The following is a 601-nucleotide window of genomic DNA, read 5'->3' as shown; positions in this document are numbered from 1 at the left end:
ATGATGTTGCTGTTCAACTAAACACTTGACTGCTTTTGTTCAGTCAAGATTTTTCTTCTACTCAGACTTTCTTGTGTTAATTTATATGATTAAATTAACTCGAAAATCTCTCAGTTTTCAGCTTGTTTCCAAATTTTTAAAGAACAGTAAGATTATCGGCTTTCGCCTATCATCATTGTTAAATCAACTGCTTTTATTAGGACGTATGCAATACGCCCCTACAATTTACTTAACAATGATGATGACAACAAGTTTTTTGGTGGAGATAAGCGGGATCGAACCGCTGACCTCCTGCGTGCAAGGCAGGCGCTCTCCCAGCTGAGCTATATCCCCAATTTTTCCTACGTCACTCTCTTGAGTGGTGGGTCTGAGTGGACTTGAACCACCGACCTCACCCTTATCAGGGGTGCGCTCTAACCACCTGAGCTACAGACCCGCAGGGTAATTCTCGTTGCTTTCTTCTTTTCTACTTTTTATCAGTCAATCTGTGTGGACACTTATTGTCGCTCGTTTTTCGGTAAGGAGGTGATCCAACCGCAGGTTCCCCTACGGTTACCTTGTTACGACTTCACCCCAGTCATGAATCATACCGTGGTAAACG

Annotated in this window: 2 tRNA genes and 1 rRNA gene; all 3 read right to left on the bottom strand. The window is 42.9% G+C overall.

The window, feature by feature from the left end:
• Positions 1 to 257: 257 nt before the first annotated feature.
• Positions 258 to 333: transfer RNA gene (locus tag ACTG7Q_RS10850), tRNA-Ala, on the bottom strand.
• Between the two features lie 26 nt (positions 334 to 359).
• A tRNA-Ile gene (locus ACTG7Q_RS10845) sits at positions 360 to 436 on the bottom strand.
• 82 nt (positions 437 to 518) lie between these two features.
• A 16S ribosomal RNA gene (locus ACTG7Q_RS10840) occupies positions 519 to 601 on the bottom strand; the annotation flags it as partial.

This window comes from Lonepinella sp. BR2474, assembly GCF_051851555.1.
GTDB lineage: Bacteria > Pseudomonadota > Gammaproteobacteria > Enterobacterales > Pasteurellaceae > Lonepinella.
This window is presented reverse-complemented; position numbering and strand designations above follow the sequence as displayed.